The sequence below is a fragment of the Bilifractor porci genome, from assembly GCF_009696005.1.
Classification (GTDB): Bacteria; Bacillota; Clostridia; order Lachnospirales; family Lachnospiraceae; genus Bilifractor; species Bilifractor porci.
Genome location: NZ_VUMV01000005.1, coordinates 20,062 through 35,505, shown reverse-complemented (window position 1 = coordinate 35,505; position 15,444 = coordinate 20,062). Strand labels below are relative to the sequence as shown.

General features: G+C 43.0%; 14 protein-coding genes. 1 reads left to right on the top strand and 13 read right to left on the bottom strand.

The window, feature by feature from the left end:
* Window positions 1–79: 79 nt before the first annotated feature.
* From FYJ60_RS07855 to iolN (FYJ60_RS07815), 9 genes are all read right to left on the bottom strand, one after another.
* Window positions 80–904 (bottom strand): sugar phosphate isomerase/epimerase family protein, encoded by an 825-nt coding sequence (locus FYJ60_RS07855; protein WP_205839030.1) that lies wholly within the window; start codon window positions 902–904, stop codon window positions 80–82.
* Between the two features lie 198 nt (window positions 905–1,102).
* Window positions 1,103–2,236 carry a 3-dehydro-scyllo-inosose hydrolase gene (gene iolN / locus FYJ60_RS07850; protein WP_154458129.1) on the bottom strand — a complete coding sequence of 378 codons (1,134 nt, stop codon included), beginning with the start codon at window positions 2,234–2,236 and terminating at the stop codon, window positions 1,103–1,105.
* A 48-nt stretch (window positions 2,237–2,284) separates the two neighbouring features.
* Window positions 2,285–3,433, bottom strand: a complete 1,149-nt coding sequence (locus tag FYJ60_RS07845) for a sugar ABC transporter substrate-binding protein (protein ID WP_154458128.1) — start codon at window positions 3,431–3,433, stop codon at window positions 2,285–2,287.
* A gap of 33 nt (window positions 3,434–3,466) precedes the next feature.
* A complete protein-coding gene (locus FYJ60_RS07840) occupies window positions 3,467–4,450 on the bottom strand; it encodes an ABC transporter permease (protein ID WP_154458127.1) in 984 nt (327 codons plus the stop codon).
* Window positions 4,440–5,414, bottom strand: a complete 975-nt coding sequence (locus tag FYJ60_RS07835; RefSeq protein WP_154458126.1) for an ABC transporter permease — start codon at window positions 5,412–5,414, stop codon at window positions 4,440–4,442. Before FYJ60_RS07835 ends, FYJ60_RS07840 begins: the two co-directional genes overlap by 11 nt.
* Window positions 5,411–6,925, bottom strand: coding sequence for a sugar ABC transporter ATP-binding protein (locus FYJ60_RS07830; protein WP_235903365.1), 1,515 nt, complete (start codon window positions 6,923–6,925; stop codon window positions 5,411–5,413). Before FYJ60_RS07830 ends, FYJ60_RS07835 begins: the two co-directional genes overlap by 4 nt.
* Window positions 6,926–6,973: 48 nt before the next feature.
* Window positions 6,974–8,041 (bottom strand): zinc-dependent alcohol dehydrogenase, encoded by a 1,068-nt coding sequence (locus tag FYJ60_RS07825; protein WP_154458125.1) that lies wholly within the window; start codon window positions 8,039–8,041, stop codon window positions 6,974–6,976.
* Window positions 8,042–8,071: 30 nt separating this feature from the next.
* The gene (locus FYJ60_RS07820) at window positions 8,072–9,100 is read right to left on the bottom strand and encodes a zinc-dependent alcohol dehydrogenase (protein ID WP_154458124.1); all 1,029 of its coding nucleotides are present in this window, start codon (window positions 9,098–9,100) and stop codon (window positions 8,072–8,074) included.
* Window positions 9,101–9,241: 141 nt separating this feature from the next.
* On the bottom strand, window positions 9,242–10,207 hold the full coding sequence (gene iolN, locus FYJ60_RS07815; RefSeq protein ID WP_154458123.1) for a 3-dehydro-scyllo-inosose hydrolase: 966 nt from the start codon (window positions 10,205–10,207) through the stop codon (window positions 9,242–9,244).
* A 595-nt stretch (window positions 10,208–10,802) separates the two neighbouring features.
* Here iolN (FYJ60_RS07815) and FYJ60_RS07810 point away from each other — a divergent pair.
* Complete coding sequence (locus tag FYJ60_RS07810; protein ID WP_154458122.1) at window positions 10,803–11,690, top strand: AraC family transcriptional regulator; 888 nt, start codon at window positions 10,803–10,805, stop codon at window positions 11,688–11,690.
* Window positions 11,691–11,791: 101 nt separating this feature from the next.
* Here FYJ60_RS07810 and FYJ60_RS07805 read toward each other — a convergent pair whose 3' ends face one another.
* The 4 genes from FYJ60_RS07805 to cysK all read right to left on the bottom strand — a co-directional run bounded on the left by FYJ60_RS07805 (window position 11,792) and on the right by cysK (window position 15,440).
* Window positions 11,792–12,220 (bottom strand): PPC domain-containing DNA-binding protein, encoded by a 429-nt coding sequence (locus FYJ60_RS07805; RefSeq protein WP_154458121.1) that lies wholly within the window; start codon window positions 12,218–12,220, stop codon window positions 11,792–11,794.
* Between the two features lie 237 nt (window positions 12,221–12,457).
* Entirely contained in the window at window positions 12,458–12,892 is a 435-nt protein-coding gene (locus tag FYJ60_RS07800) for an RrF2 family transcriptional regulator (protein ID WP_154458120.1), read from the bottom strand.
* Window positions 12,893–13,016: 124 nt separating this feature from the next.
* Window positions 13,017–14,315: an O-acetylhomoserine aminocarboxypropyltransferase/cysteine synthase family protein gene (locus tag FYJ60_RS07795; RefSeq protein WP_154458119.1), complete on the bottom strand. Its 1,299-nt coding sequence runs from the start codon at window positions 14,313–14,315 to the stop codon at window positions 13,017–13,019.
* Window positions 14,316–14,507: 192 nt separating this feature from the next.
* Entirely contained in the window at window positions 14,508–15,440 is a 933-nt protein-coding gene (gene cysK, locus FYJ60_RS07790; RefSeq protein WP_154458118.1) for a cysteine synthase A, read from the bottom strand.
* Window positions 15,441–15,444 lie beyond the last annotated feature (4 nt).

Sequence of the window (15,444 nt, the reverse complement as noted above, 5' to 3'; positions counted from 1 at the left end):
ATGCACGTTTCCTTCCGGGTATTGTTATAAAATACCCGGAAGTTTTCTTCGGAACATTATATATTTTTTCTGCTTATCTTCAGCAAAAATTCATCGCAGTACATCTTAAAAATGCGGCAGAATTTCGTATTTCTTCGTCAAAATCATTTTGGATTCTCCCTTCTATCGTTACCGTTCCTTGATAATCTGCCGCTTTTAATGCTGAATAAACCTCTCCGAACCGCAACATTCCATAGCCTGGAAAGCATCTATTATTATCAGACATATGAATATTCGTAAAATAGTTTCTGTTTTTTAAAACAGGAATAAAAAAGTTTGTTTCTTCCATATTCATATGATACGTATCCGGAAGGACAAAATAACGTCCCTCTCCATGTAATTTTTTGATCACCTCTACAGTATCTGAAACCGTATTTGCTGCACAAGATTCATAGTGGTTGGTTGCTTCCAGATAAACAGGAACTTTCATTTTTTTATTAACAGCGTCAATTTCACACAGACTGCGAAAAAAACTTTGCAGTTGTTTCTGCTTATCTATCTGCACTGCGCCTTTCAATGTTCCGACAATTACTTTTGTCTTCGCAAATGCTGCCGCAGCCAGTACCTGTTCGATAAACGCCTTTACCGATGCCTTTCGTGCATTTTCATCTTCACTGGAGAATGAATAGTCATTCTTCTTAGCCCATGCCCCTGTCGCAATTCCGGTAAGCCTCAGATTATAAGAACGAAGCAATTCCAACAACACTTCAATTTCAGATATATCAAACGATGTAAGGTTGAGTTCGACTCCAAAAAAATGTTCTTGGCACAGAATCTGAAGCATTTTAGTAAAATTACTCGATTTGAAATCTGTATCCCATATTTGTAAGCAGAGTGGAAAAGTAACATTATCCCTGATCTTCAATTTCAACCTCCTGTTTTTCTCTATCCTGTCCCAGACATCTATATAAAAATAACAGCTATTATTCTTAACCATGATGAAAACTCGTTAGATTTTTTAACCAGTTTTCCGATATATTAACCACTCCAACCTTATCGTTTTCCATAGTAAATGTCCGGAATTGAGTAAAATCCCGGACATTTTTTAATGCATTAATTCAAATTACAAACTCTCCGCAGGTCCGATTTTCGGAAGCTGCCAAATGGACTTCCAACCCTCACTAAGCGGCTCCTTCAAGAACGGAGCAATCTCTTCCGACGTTCTCATAGTCATTGTTTCCGCTTTAGGAACTTCTCCCGCCGGATATTTTGTGCTAATCTCATCATAAAGGAGTTCCAACATCCTGCAAATAGCCAGGATCGGTCTTTTTGCTTTATCCGCTGTAGCAATCGTAGGTGTCCCAACGCATCCTTCCGGAGTTGCATATCGCTCAATTGCTGCATGCCCTTCTCCCTCATCCCACCTATGTGGGCGATGATAGTTATCTGTCGAATTGTCAAACCATCCTGTATCAAGAAACGGCTCTGGTTTTGTATCGACCGCCCTGCTCATATCAATCATATCCGGGAATCCCAGGAGGCCAAGTGACGTCTCACTCTCACAAGCATGATTGAAAGGTGTTTCCATGCTGTTTTCCTGACCATTATTCGGCTGAAAGAACTCCCGAACCGAACGGTGCCAGTCAAAGACCTCAAAAATGCCTGGTACCTGATATCTCTTTGTAAACTGCTGAAGGCCTGTCACAAGATTCCACAACTGACCATGGTTATTTACCAGAATTATTTTTCTGTATCCATCATCCCACAAACCAGCCATTACATGTACAACAGTCTCGACCACAACCTCTTGCGGCATAATCACCGTTCCCGGCATGCCAATATGATGATACGGATGTCCTCCATAAAGAAGACAAGGCCATGCAATATTTAAAACTTTTCCCTGTTTCGCCAGATGTCTCTTCATTCCTTCCAGAAACATCGTTACCTGAAACAAATCCTGACCTGTCGGTAGATGCATGCCATGATTCTCAGTACACGCCACCGGAACAAAAACTATATCACTTTTCCTCCTATTCTCAATTTGTTCTCCGCGCGGAGTTGTCTGGATATAGCTTCCGGCTTTATCAAGTTCCGGAGGAGCTGGAATTCCATAATCTTCCCTTAAGACTCTATCCACTTCTTCCTCACTCATGTCCCAGACTTCCTTTTTACAACGTCCTACAGGAGTATTTTCAAAAAAGATAGTGGGGTTTTCAGTGAAAATCCATTTATCCAGATTCATTTTTGCTTTATCCATTTACAGGTCTCCTCTTTACTTGATCTTTCTATTACAGTTCGTGTATTATCAATCTTTGAACGTATCTGCATTGTCTATTGTAACAACTTTTGTCTGCACCTGATAGAAATCACTCTTCGCGCCACCATTAAGCGTATCAACTGCTGCAACCACTCCCATATATCCCTGCATATAAGGATTGCCATACGATGTCGCATAAATCTTACCTTCTTTAAGTGCAGAAACTGCATCGTCATTCGCGTCCTGGCCTGTAATAAGGATATCACCGGTTTTTCCTGCTGAATCTACAGCTTCAACAGCACCAAGAGCCATTTCATCATTGCAGCAAAAGATTCCATCAACATCCGGATTTGACTGAAGCAGATTTTGCACAACATTCAGCGCCTCGGCTCGATTATAATTTGCAGATTGCTGTGCAACCACCTCAATATTTGGTCCATCTTCTTCCAGTGCCTTCTTCGCACCAGTAATTCTGTCTGCTGATGTCTGTGCACCTGTCGTCCCTTCAATCAGAAAGATCTTTCCCTCTCCGTTCAGTCCCTTAATCAGCTGCTCCATCGTATCATAACCCTGCTGCACATTCTCAAGTCCAACAAACGTTGATGAAAAACTCTCATCAGACAACCGAGAATTAACTTCGACAATTGGGATTCCTGCATCATTCACCTTCTTCATTGCAGGCATAATAGCTTCATTATCCACCGGCGCAATGCAAAGGCAATCCGTCTTACTTGCAATTGCCTGTTCAGCAAGCTGTGTTTGCTGTGTATTACCAGCCCCTTCATCTGTATCAGTAGGTGCCTGAACGGATACTGTTACTCCATAATCTTTTCCTGCCTGTTCTGCGCCCTCCTTCATACTGATAAAAAATGGTGCTGTTGTGTTTTTGATAATAAAAGTAATGTTTTTACCCGCAGCTTCTCCTGCATCCTGTGTTGTGCCCGGTGTATAATTATCTGATGTAATTGCTCCAGCAGTTGCTGTCGCAGTATCATTACCACTTGTCGAAGAAACGGAGCTCGAACCAACGGATTCTCCGGAAACTGAAGATGCAGACGCTGCTGCAGATGAAGCCTCCTCTGCTGATGAACTTTCCGCCTTGGAATCAGCGGAAGAAGCAGTAGAAGAACTACCACATCCAGCTATTGCAGCAGCCATTACCAATGATAATAAAATTGATAAGTTTCTTTTTTTCATAAATCTTTCCTCCTTAGAAATACAACGTTTATCTTAAGCAGCCTGCTCCTTTGTCTTGTTTTTTGCTGCCAAACGCACAAACATTTTATCCATAAAAGCCTCATAGAACAGAGAGAATACAATGACGACACCTACAACAACCTGATTCCAAGTCGTTGGAACATTTAAAATATTCATCCCATTTCTAATAACTACAATAATAAAAGCACCCGCAATTGTATTAGCCAATGTTCCGGTTCCTCCCGAGAAAGGAATACCTCCGATCAACGAAGCCGCAAGGGAATCCATTGTCAGTGTTCCACGAATACTAGGATCAGCAGAATTCAATCTTGCCAGATAGAGAACCCCTGTCAATGCCGCAAGCAAACCTCCTATAATATAAACGGAGCATACAATTCCATCTGCTTTTATACCTGATAGCTTTGTTGCCGTTGCATTATGCCCAATGGAATAAAATCCTCTGCCATAGTTTGTAAACCTGGTTAAAACATAAAGAATAACAAAAACAACAATTGTTACCAGCGCAATATTAGGTAACCCCGGAATAAGTTCTCCTGTCACAAGTGCTCTGAAAGAATCCGGAAAACCATAGATATACTTTCCATCGCAGATAACATATGCCAATCCCAGAGCGATAAAATCGACACTATAAGTTGCGATAAATGCCGGTACCTTTATTTTGCTAATTAATATTCCATTAAGAGCCCCAAATCCGCCGCCAACAGCTATCGCAATTAAAGCTCCTAGAAAATACTTTCCATTCAGAAATGCATTCGCACTAAGATAAGCTGATAAAACCATCGTTGAGGACAGTGAAATATCAATTCCATGTGAAATAATACAAAGACTCATTCCGAAGCTGATCAGAATCGTAAAAGGCGCCTGTTCCAGCAAAACCTGTCTCAGATTATTTGCCGTAAGAAATGCATCTGGACGAAGAAATGACATAACGACGCACAAAATCAGGAGAATCAGAAATCTGGAAGCCAGATTGATAATCTGTTTTTTATTCTGCATCTGTATAGATCCTCCTTAATCCATTTTTCACAACCCGGTTTTCATTGACAACATCTACTACAATCAGCGACACAATGATGACCCCAGTAATTGCTTTTTGCCACGTAGGCGCAATCCCCATCATGCTCAATCCACTTGTCAGAATACGCAGCAATAATGTCCCAAAAATTGTTCCTACTATACCGCCCTTTCCACCTATAAACGGTGTGCCACCGATGACCACAGCAGCCATAGCTGTAAATGTGTAATCTACTCCGACTGTCGGAGCTCCTGCGTTTGACATTCCTGCTACAAGGATACCCGAAATTGATGAAAGAATCCCACTGAACAGATAAACCAAAAACTGATTTTTTGCCACGTTAATACCGCTATCTATTGCTGCTGATTCGCATCCTCCTACAGAAAACATATTAAATCCAAACTCTGTATTCCGTTCAACATAGATGCAAATTCCGCTAATCAAAGCAGTAATAATAATTAGCCAGTAAATCCCTCCCGGAAGCGTCGCATTTCCGATAAAATCATAGAATTTGTTTTCGAAACCAACAGTTGCGCCATTTGCAATAACCAATGCTAACCCAGCAAATATACTCATCGTTGAAAAGGTAGTGACCCAAAAATCAAATTTAAATTTTGAAATCAGAATACCATTTAAAGAACCAACTCCAACGCCCATTGCCAAAACGCAAATAACGATAACAACTGTAGGAATCCCCGCATTGGACATGACTGCAGACATAACAGCGCCCATAGACATAACAGAACCAACCGAAAGATCTGTTTGGGCTATAAGAATAGACCATGTCATACCTAGAGATACAATCAACAATGTGCAGCTATTTCTAAGTATAAGAACGAAATTATACCAGGAAAAAAAGCTCTGTGCGATAAAACAGAATAATATATACAGAACTATCACAAAAAGTGCTATGCCCGGAATTTTTATTTTACCCTTTTTAATCATTCCGTTGCTCCTTTCCCACCAAATGCAAATTGCATGATGCGCTCCTGTGTGAGTTCCTGATGTTCCAACTCGCCGGTAATGAGCCCATCCTTCATTACATAGCACCTGTCGCTGACTCCAATAACTTCCTGCAAGTCGGAGGAGATCATAAGAATTCCATATCCTTGACCGACCAGGGTATCCATCAACTTGTAAATTTCACTTTTTGCTCCAACATCAATTCCTCGTGTCGGCTCATCAAATATCAAGAATTTGCATCCTGTCGCCAGCCATTTTGCAATTACTACTTTCTGCTGATTTCCTCCGGAGAGTTCTCCGACAAGTTTTTCCGCACCTGGTGTAGCTATCTTAAGATCATTGATATATTTTTCTGCTATCTCATTCTCTCTTTTACTATTTAAAAACCCTCTTTTAAATATTTTTCCAAGGCTGGCTTCAACAACATTATCCGCAATCGGCATTGCCAGATGAAGCCCCTGTGTTTTTCTATCTTCTGGAAGGAATCCCATTCCAGCCTTCACACAATTATATGGCGTTGGATGTTTAATTTCTTTTCCAAACAACAGGACTGTTCCTTCATCTATAGGATCATATCCGAAAGCCGCCATTGCAATCTCTGATCTGCCGGCTCCAACAAGCCCATAGAGTGAAACAATTTCTCCCGAACGAACCGAAATATTGACGTTCTTAAAACGTAATCCCGCTAAATTCCTGGTTTCAAAAATAATGTCCTCGGGTTTTTGGAAGTTTCTTTCATACATTTTCCCGAGTTTTCTACCTACCATCATGGCAATCAAATCGTCCATGGTGGCTGTTTTTGCGTCAACGGTATCAATATACTGGCCATCCCTCATTACAGTCACGCAATCACCTATTTCCTGAATCTCCTCCATGCGATGAGATATATAGATAATTGCAACTCCCTCGGCGGTAAGACGGCGAACAATTCCAAAAAGAGTTCTTATCTCTTTACTGGTAAGCGATGATGTTGGCTCATCCATAATCAACAGTTTCACATCATGTGAAAGTGCTTTTGCCACCTCCACCATCTGCTGTTGTGCTATACTCAGTTTCTTAACAAGCGCATTTGGATCATAGTCCAATCCCAGTCTGTCCAGAATAGCCTGACTGTCAGAAATCATCTTCTTGATATCTATGATCCCTTTCCGCTTCATTGGCTCATGACCTGCAAAAATATTCTGCGCAACTGTTCTTTCCGGAAGGAGACTGAGTTCCTGATGAATCATCCCAATCCCTGCCGCCATCGATTCCTTTACATTAGAAAAATTCACTTCTTTTCCGTCATACCATTCAGTTCCTTCATCAAGGCTGTAAAGTCCGCAAACAACCTTAACCAGAGTGGATTTTCCCGCGCCATTCTCTCCCAGTAAAACATGCACTTTCCCCTTCTCACATGTCAGTCGAACATGATCCAATGCTAAAGTTCCTGGGAAACGCTTTGTGATATCTGTCATGCGTAATATCACATTTTCTTCATTAAACCTATACAAAAGAAGCCCTCCTATACATTACCCATCAAAATAGCCTTCTTTCTTATATTAGTCATTCGGATGAACAACTACTTTAACAGCTCCGTCCTTTCTGTATATGAACGTTTCAAACGCTTCATGAATCTGATCGATAGAAAACGTATGTGTAATAAGTGCCTTAGCGTTAATTCTCTTTTGTGCCATGAGGTTAATTACTGTAGAAGAACAATTTGGATTTGCCCGCACACCATGTAAAGTGATCTGGTTCATAACAAGTGATTTTCCTGCAACCATCTGGCCATCTTCTCCCGGGATAGTAATAAATGCTACCTGCCCGTTTTTTCTGGCCATCTGTACCGCTTCCATAAATGCAGAAGTATTTCCGGCACATTCAATAACCTGATGCGCCCCATAGCCACCCGTAATTTTCCTAACTTCTTCCACTACATCCTTCGTCTCTTCAAAATTAACGGTATAAGTAGCCCCCAACTTCTTTGCTACTTCCAGGCGATGTCCCCTTCCAATAACAATAGTCTGTGAACCCATGGCATTTGCAATCTCCATAGCCAGAAGTCCCATTGGACCCGGTCCGATAATTGCTGTATAACCGCCAGGCTCAATCCCCGTCAAGCGAATCGCATTGTATGCAGTCCCAGCTGTATCCACAAGAGTTCCTTCATCATAGCTCAAAGAATCAGGAAGTGCTGTCAGTGCCTTTACATTATATTTTTCATATTGTGCGTAACACCCCATGGTGTTGTGTCCATAATGATGATGCCCTGATCCTTCTTTTCCGTAATTCAGGCAAAGGTTGTAAAAGCCTTTCATACACATCTCGCAGTGACCGCAACCGCAATGAGCTTCACCTGCTACCCGGTCGCCTATCCTAAATTTCGTAACATTCTCTCCAAGTTCTACTACCTGCCCTGCAAATTCATGACCGAGTACAAAAGGATACTTCGGCGGCCATCCATTATTTCTTTTTGCCCCGGAAAACAGCCCCGGATCCGACCCGCAAATAGCGACTCCCATTATCTTAACAAGAACTTCGTCTCTTCCCGGTTTTGGAATATCAATTAGATCCACCGTGTAATCATCCGGACCATGAAGCACGACCGCCTTCATTTTTCCATCCATTTTCTGCGCACTTCCTTCCGTTAAATAAAACTAAAAAACTATGCTTACCTTCATTGCATCCTGTGGATTTGAAGCATGCTCAAATGCCTCCGGAATATTATCACAAGAAACCTCATGGCTGACCATATTTTTTACAAGCTCTTCGTTACTGTGAATAAAACGGATTACATCATCGAATTCTTCCGTTCCTCCAATGCTTCCTATGATTGTCATTGCTTTTGTTACAATCAGCTTTTGTGGAATTTCCACACTGCTAATCATGCCGACGCAGCCAAGTATGCCGCCAGGACGAACCAGATTCAGGGCATTTGCAAAAACTCCTGCAACCCCTGTTGTCTCAATCACAACGTCAAATGGGGTCTTGTTGTACATGTTGAAATAGCTATTCTCATACGTCCATTTCAATTCTTCTGGTTCCGGTTTTTTACCGCCAAATTTTTCCGAGAGTTCCATTCGATAAGGAATCAAGTCCGAAAGATAAACATCATCGCATCCGAACTCATGTTTAAGAATCAGAAGCGCCGCCTGTCCAATTGCCCCTCCGCCATAAATCAGGATCTTCTTTTCTCGCAAAGTACCCGTCTGACGAATCATTTTTACAATTAAGTGTCTTGCCACGGAGATAGGTTCTGTCAAAGCAAGCAGCTTCATATTAATGTCTGAAGGAGCCTTATAGATATACTTTTCGTCACGGACAATATACTCGGAAGACGCTCCGTCAATTGTTATTCCAAACTTTTCTATTTCTTTGCAAAGATTTTTATCTCTTTTGCAGTTAACGCAATGCCCGCAGTATCTAGAACAATCTCCTGTTACTTTGTCACCAACTTCAACTTTCGTGACCTTGCAGCCTTTTTTTACAACTGTGCCGGACCACTCATGGCCAAAAAGAATCGGGTAGCTGTTAGGCCCACTGTATGTGCCGTTATATAAATGAATATCTGAACCACATATTCCCACATTACTGATTTTTATTAACACCTCTCCCTCGCCAGGCTCCGGAATCGGCATTTCCCTGACATCAATTTTATAAGGTTCTGTCAAAATATATTCTTTCATTTTTGTTTCCCAACAATGTATTTTCCGCCATCAACAGTATCCGTACCTCCTGATATCCTAAGCCTTATGGCCGAAAGTCCGCAGAAAGGTTTCCGGCCATAAAGCTCAACCAGGAAAGTCCCTATAAAAACCGGCTCTGTATCAATAAGCCAGAGTATATATATGTCTCCCCCCTGGTGCGTTTGGTCCTTTGATTACAGCTTCAATATCTTCCTTCTTTCTCTGCGTCATCATTTCAATTGGGGGAAGGGTCCCTGCCGGATATTTTTCAAGAATATCATTTACCAGCTTAACCAGATAATCCAATGTTTTTTCAACGCCTTTCTCCGCTTTATGCCAGTCAGCCTTCGTAGCATCTCCAATAACTCCTTCAGGCTGGCAGATACATTCCATCCCACAGGAACCTAACGCGTTATACCATTTAATCACTCCGCCATTCAGCTCTGCGGAATCGCAGATATGGCCGGGTGGAAGCAGCGGAGCTGCCTCAGTTTTAATCGCTTTATCCTGATGAATAAGTTCCGGGAAAAGTGCCTGGCACCAGGACTGTTCCACCTCATCTGCATGAACGAAAAATTTCTCATACGGTCCGCCAACTTCTTTTGTCCCCATCTGTTCTTTTGCAGCGTTCCAGAAATGGCAGTAAAGAATAATTGCCGGAACCTGCCATTTCTTTCCAAATTTATGAATTGCAAGGGGAATAACATAATCCTGTCCATGTCCATTAATAATTATTATTTTACGAAAGCCCGTATTCCAGAAGCCCGCCAGCATATACATAATGTAGTCTGCCAGAACCTCTTCCGGGATCATAATGGTGCCTTTCTGCCCAAGATGATGATATGGATGAGAGCCATACCATGTCGGCATTGCAACTGTACATCCGGTCTTTTCAGCCACAAGTTCACAGAGTCTTGTGTCAAGGTAGGTGTCCTCACCATAAGGTGCGCTAGGGCCATGGTTCTCCGTCGAACCAATCGGCATTAAAAGAACATCATTCTTTTTCAGTCTCTCGCTCACCTCTAGATTTGTCATATTCTGATAATAAATACCGTCATCCTGTTCCATATGATGGCGCCCCCGATAGGGAAGATTCCATTCTGACATAATGCTCCTCCTTATTGCATAATTATTTCAGCATTTTAACCAATTATTTTTTGTTTCATCAATTTCTAATTAGCATGTTATCACCAACTCCTTCCCGTTTCTTTTCACTTTTTGTTGTTTTTAGCTGAAATATTTCAGCATTTTATGCTTACACAGTATATATTTATCATTTCTTGTTATCTTGTTATTTAATTAACATTTTGTCCAATGCGCATCTCTTCAATATATTGGCATATCATTGTCTTAATTCTTCATGAAATAATCATTATATCGCCATATTCTTGCACGAATTAGCACTTTTTCCTCATTAGCTAGTCTTGTGCCCATGAGCCGTTTTTGTCTTATTATGCGCAGGTATCCCTGTGTACCTGATATGATATAAAGGCATTTCATTTCTTCTATAAAGCCATTGGATCAATGGCAAATCCTATCCATAAAAAACATGTGGTTTTTCAATGAATCTTAAGCCTTGATACCTTGACATAATTCTTAGCTCGATGTTAATTTGAGAAAGTCAAAGAATATCAATATGTTTGATCAGCGACACAGCGATTGGCATAAATTTAATTTCAGTTGTAAAGACCGGTAAAAAGATATGAAAAAAAGCAAAACAGAAAATTCAGATCATTATTATTTCTCTAACATAGGCACTCCTGCGCTCCTTAGCATTTCGCACAGATCTATAGAAGCGCATCTGACCAATCCGAGAACAGCACACAGCCATCCGGATCAACTGGAAATATACTATGTGACAGTAGGAAACGGAGAAATACTTTTGGACGGAAGAGTTTTTTCTGTACGAAGAGGAGACCTGATCGGCATAAACAGCAATGTTGTACATGATGAAAATCCTGAACGCAACGCCTTCAGCACATATGTATTTAGCATTACAGGAGTTTCTCTTCCGTTCATGCAACCTAATCATATTGTGCCTTCTGGTCATTCGCCGCAGATAAAAAGTTCCGGGGAAACAGAGTTTATACACAAATTAATGAAACTGATTGAATATGATGCGGATCTTAGGAGCAGACATCAAAATAGCATTACCATTTCCTTACTTCAGATTCTTATTTATAAACTTATGTTAATGTTTCAAAAGAATTTAAGCGAATACTTCGCTGTTGACAATCATTCTGAATATTCTTACAATCTGGTGATGAATACAAAAGAATATGTAGATCATCACTATATGGAAGATCTCACATTAGATGACCTTGCCAGGCATGCTACGTTAAGTTCTTCATATATTTCCCGAATGTTCAAGCATTATTTTGGTTTCTCACCAATGCAATACCTTGCACGGAGACGCATCGGAGAGGCGGAAAGTCTTTTGATTCTGACAGATGAGCCAATTACGGTTATTGCGCTAAAATGTGGATATAGTTCCCCAAGCAATTTTAACCGGGTTTTTCAGAAATATTTGGGAATTTCCCCAAAAGAGTATCGTAAGAATCACAGAATTATCCAGATAATGATTCAATAGTTATAACAGCAAATACAGGCTGATATATAAGCACAAAGGATACTATAAAAGGCTGCAAAGAAGCATGAAAATAGCTCTTTTGCAGCCTGTCTATTTGGTGTTTAACTAAACGAAAAAATGTTCAGTCCTGTGTTTCCAATCCTGTCCTGCATTCTTCCAACGGTTCCATCCAGTACAGTAAGAAAAATTTCTCCTGTACCGCCGATTCGTGCTTCTTTAAGGTGTCCTCCCCATGCCCGCTGCTGTTCGTCTGATACCGCAATATGAATGTGAAAATAAGGCTTTCCATCCATGACTGTAACATTCCCGATAAGAGAAAGTATTTCCAGCGGTTCATGAAACTCCTTACACTTAAATTCCCTAGTTTCAACATCATAAAGACCCGCTTTAAGAAAATCTGCTGCTCCCAGTCCTTCAATTTTTGCCAGGGAAATATGTTCTTTTTGAACAAGTTCCTGCAATTTATCCACAACTAGTTCTCCACGGTCAAGCCTTACCACATAAACATTTTGATATTGCCGATACTCCATACTATACCTCCTGTTAACCTTGTTGAAATATCTGGTTTGCGTGAATCATTTATTTGCTGATGCAATAAATTCACAAAACTCTATCCAGAATTTCTGGATTTGCATTTACTGCAATATTATACCACCCATTTATGCACACGAATAACGGATAACTATTTTGGGCAGATAACAAACCAAAAGACTGCAACTGCTAAACCATGCAGCTCCAGCCTTTTCTCCAATTCTTTATTCTTTGTCTCAGATTACATAATTATTAACCATCTCTGACGACCAGCTGACCAGATCCTCCAGCGTATATTTGTCCACAACAGAGGAAATGGCCTCATCCAGTTCCTTCCAGATCCGCAGGGTGGCACACATGGGTGCGCGGTAGCAGGTGTTTTCCTCCGTACTCAGGCACTCCACAGGCGCAAGATTCCCCTCTGTAATACGCAGAATCGATCCTACTGTGTAGGTATCGGGCTTTCTTGAGAGCCGGTATCCGCCCTGTGGTCCCCGGATGCTGATCAGAAAATTCGCCTTCACCAGTGCGGAGACAATCTGCTCCAGATATTTCATGGAGATGTCCTGTCGTTCCGCAATATCCTTCAGACGCACCGGCTCTCCGGTATCATGCTGTGCAATATCCAGCATCAGCCGCAGCGCGTATCTGCCCTTTGTCGATATTTTCATGTCAACCTCCTGTACCAAAATGATCCAGAACTGCATGCAGCCCTGGATAAACACTGAACAACCTCTGCGAAAGCTGCCTCTGTAAAGAAACAGCCCCGCACCTGCCGCTGTCTCCTGTTTTTCCTTACTTCACAGCCTGGAATGCCTCTTCCAGGTCGGCGATGATATCGTCAATGTGCTCGGTTCCGATGGAAAGCCGGATGGTATTTTTCTTGATTCCCTGATCCGCCAGCTCCTCATCATTATCCTCGGAATGCGTGGTGGAGGCCGGATGAATAACCAGAGATTTTACATCCGCGACATTGGCCAGCAGACTGAACAGCTTCAGATGGTCAATGAAGTCCTTGGCATGTCTTTCGTCGCCCTTCAGATCGAAGGTGAAAATTGAGCCGCCCCCGTTCGGAAGATACTTTTTGTAAAGTGCCTGCTGCGCCGGATCCTCGGAAGCCGCCGGATGGCTGATATACTCCACTTCCGGTTTCGTCTTCAGGTACTCTACAACCTTCTTGGTGTTTTCTGTCTGACGCTCTACGCGGAGGCTGAGGGTTTCCAGTCCCTGAAGGAAAATCCAAGCATGGAACGGGGAAAGGGTCGCTCCTTCGTCACGAAGAATGATCGCGCGGATATAGGTTGCGATAACCGCGGGCGCTGTGTCCTTCGCGAAGGTAAGACCGTGATAGGAGGCATTCGGTGTAGAAAGCCACGGCCACTTCGGGGAATTATAATCAAACTTGCCGGCGTCAACAATGACACCTCCGATAGTCGTTCCATGTCCGCCGATAAACTTTGTTGCGGAATGAACCACAATATCAGCGCCGTACTCAATCGGGCGGATCAGATACGGAGTCGCAAAGGTATTATCAATAATCAGCGGCAGGCCGTGCTTATGCGCCAGATCTGCCCATGCCTGAATATCTACCACCTCACCGTTGGGGTTGCCCAGCGTCTCAATATACAGGGCTTTTGTATTCTCCTTGATCGCATTTTCTGCTTCCTTCAGGTCAAAGGGATCCACGAATGTTGTGGTGACGCCGTAATCGACAAATGTGTGTGCCAGGAAGTTATAGGTTCCGCCGTAGATATTCTTGGCAGATACAATATGGTCTCCTGCTTTTGCCACCGCCTGGAACGCGTAGGTAACTGCCGCTGCGCCGGAGGAAACTGCCAATGCCGCAACGCCGCCTTCCAGCGCTGCGATTCTCTTCTCAAAGATATCCTCGGTGGGGTTGGTAAGCCGTCCGTAAATATTTCCCGCGTCCTTCAGCGCGAATCTTGCTTCCGCGTGATCACTGTTGCGGAACACAAAGGAAGATGTCTGATAGATGGGAACGGCGCGGGAATCCGTGACTGGATCCGCCTGTTCCTGGCCAACATGAAGGGCAAGTGTCTCAAAGTGTAATTTTCTTTCTTTTAATTCGCTCATCGTTTTTCTCCTGCTCTGTTTTTCATTATTCTTCTTTGCGTACGGCAATTCCAGCCCCCGCGCAGATCTGTTTTCAGTTCTGAAATCCTGCGGCACGTCCCGTTTCCAGTCCGGCCGCCCGGTTCCTGCTGCTTATTTCCAAACACAGCCCGCGGATTTCTCCGTATCCTGTTCCTCCGAAACGATATTTTTTCAGTTCTCGAAGAGGGCTGTAGAATAGTAGCGGTCTCCGCTGTCCGGAAGCAGCGCTACAATGGTCTTTCCTTTATTCTCCGGACGCTGTGCCACCTGAATAGCGGCGTACAGCGCGGCTCCGGAGGAAATGCCGACCAGAATGCCCTCCAGATGCGCCAGTTCTTTTGCCGTCTGGAACGGATGCTCGTTGTCTACGGTAATTACCTCGTTATAAAGCTTCGTGTCCAGAACGGACGGTACAAAACCGGCTCCGATTCCCTGAATCTTATGCGGGCCTCCATGTCCTTCTGTAAGAACAGGAGAGGTTGTCGGCTCGATGGCGATAATCTGAATGTCCGGATTCTTCTCTTTCAGATATTTTCCGGTTCCGGTAAGGGTTCCGCCGGTACCGACACCGGCAAGGAACGCGTCTACCTTTCCGTCTGTATCCTCCCAGATCTCCGGGCCGGTAGTCTCATAATGTGCCTTGGGATTTGCCGGGTTGTCAAACTGTCCGGGAAGAAAAGCGCCGGGTGTATTTGCCACAATTTCCTTTGCCTTGGCAATGGCTCCTGTCATTCCCTTGCTTCCGTCGGTAAGCACCAGCTCCGCGCCGTAAGCCTTCAGGATGTTTCTGCGCTCCACACTCATGGTCTCCGGCATGGTAAGAATCAGCTTATACCCCTTTGCCGCCGCAACAGAAGCAAGTCCGATTCCCGTATTTCCGGAGGTGGGTTCTACAATGGTTGATCCCGGTTTCAGCTTTCCGGACTCCTCCGCATCCTCGATCATTGCCTTGGCAATTCTGTCCTTTACACTGCCCGCCGGATTAAAATACTCAAGCTTTACAAGGACTCTCGCCTGAAGATTATACTTCTTCTCGATGTTTGTGACCTCTACCAGAGGTGTCTTTCCGATCAGTTCGATTGCTCCCTTATATACCTTTCCCATGATT

Coding starts and splice junctions, on each gene's coding strand:
- iolN (WP_154458129.1), bottom strand. CDS start 2,236: ATGGATAAAGCAAAAATGAATCTGGATAAATGGATTTTCACTGAAAAC.
- FYJ60_RS07845 (WP_154458128.1), bottom strand. CDS start 3,433: ATGAAAAAAAGAAACTTATCAATTTTATTATCATTGGTAATGGCTGCT.
- FYJ60_RS07840 (WP_154458127.1), bottom strand. CDS start 4,450: ATGCAGAATAAAAAACAGATTATCAATCTGGCTTCCAGATTTCTGATT.
- FYJ60_RS07835 (WP_154458126.1), bottom strand. CDS start 5,414: ATGATTAAAAAGGGTAAAATAAAAATTCCGGGCATAGCACTTTTTGTG.
- FYJ60_RS07825 (WP_154458125.1), bottom strand. CDS start 8,041: ATGGATGGAAAAATGAAGGCGGTCGTGCTTCATGGTCCGGATGATTAC.
- FYJ60_RS07820 (WP_154458124.1), bottom strand. CDS start 9,100: ATGAAAGAATATATTTTGACAGAACCTTATAAAATTGATGTCAGGGAA.
- iolN (WP_154458123.1), bottom strand. CDS start 10,207: ATGTCAGAATGGAATCTTCCCTATCGGGGGCGCCATCATATGGAACAG.
- FYJ60_RS07810 (WP_154458122.1), top strand. CDS start 10,803: ATGAAAAAAAGCAAAACAGAAAATTCAGATCATTATTATTTCTCTAAC.
- FYJ60_RS07805 (WP_154458121.1), bottom strand. CDS start 12,220: ATGGAGTATCGGCAATATCAAAATGTTTATGTGGTAAGGCTTGACCGT.
- FYJ60_RS07800 (WP_154458120.1), bottom strand. CDS start 12,892: ATGAAAATATCGACAAAGGGCAGATACGCGCTGCGGCTGATGCTGGAT.
- FYJ60_RS07795 (WP_154458119.1), bottom strand. CDS start 14,315: ATGAGCGAATTAAAAGAAAGAAAATTACACTTTGAGACACTTGCCCTT.
- cysK (WP_154458118.1), bottom strand. CDS start 15,440: ATGGGAAAGGTATATAAGGGAGCAATCGAACTGATCGGAAAGACACCT.